At 42.5% G+C, this 782-nt stretch carries 1 protein-coding gene; it reads left to right on the top strand.

Annotated features, from left to right (window positions below; genetic code table 11):
- On the top strand, positions 1–631 hold a 631-nt coding region (locus R7Q48_RS26575), incomplete at its 5' end, for a beta-galactosidase trimerization domain-containing protein (RefSeq protein ID WP_318133202.1).
- Positions 632–782: the final 151 nt, after the last annotated feature.

Here is a 782-nt window from a genome sequence, read left to right as displayed (position 1 = left end):
AGCGTTTGTCGAGCAAGGCGGAACGTTAGTCGCGACTTATTGGAGTGGCATCGTTGACCAGAATGATCTGTGCTTTCTGGGTGGCTTCCCTGGCGGAGAAGGCAGCCCATTGCGCCGCACGTTGGGTATTTGGGCTGAGGAGATTGACTCACTCTATGACCATGAACGCGTATTGTTTGAAATGGAAACGCACTCTGGTTTTGGCTTCAGCGGTGAATTCAAGGCCAAGCACTTAATGGAACATATTCATTTAGAGACGGCAGAAGCTTTGGCTTATTACCGCGAGGATCTATTTGATGCTTGCCCGGTCATTACTAGGAACCAGCTTGGTAAAGGTTGTGCTTACTACATCGCTGCACGTACAGAGACAGAGTTTAACGAGTTATTTTACATCTCTCTTGCTAATTTACATGGAATCCGCAAGCCAATTGAAAACGTGCCTTACGGGGTGTCAGTGACAACTCGTGAAGATGAACAGTCTCGCTATTTGTTCATTATGAACTTTTTGAATGATCCGCGAGATTTGAAAGTTCCGCACTGGAATGGGATAAATGCAAGTACAGGTGACGATATTCAGGAGAATATTGAACTTCAACCCTATCAAGTCATCGTTATCAGAAATTATAAATAGCTATCCCGCCTGATTATTTAGGCGGGCAATGAATAACAATATTTAAAAATAAGATGAAATTCATCTTACGGGTAACTATTGCCTAAACAAAGGATATGGCGATATTTACCCAGCCAATAACTCAAAAGTAATACAAAAGGAAATTAAAATG

The sequence above is a fragment of the Vibrio sp. 378 genome (assembly GCF_033339435.1).
The sequence above is the reverse complement of the archived record's forward strand: the minus strand, read 5'-3'. Positions and strand labels throughout refer to the sequence as shown.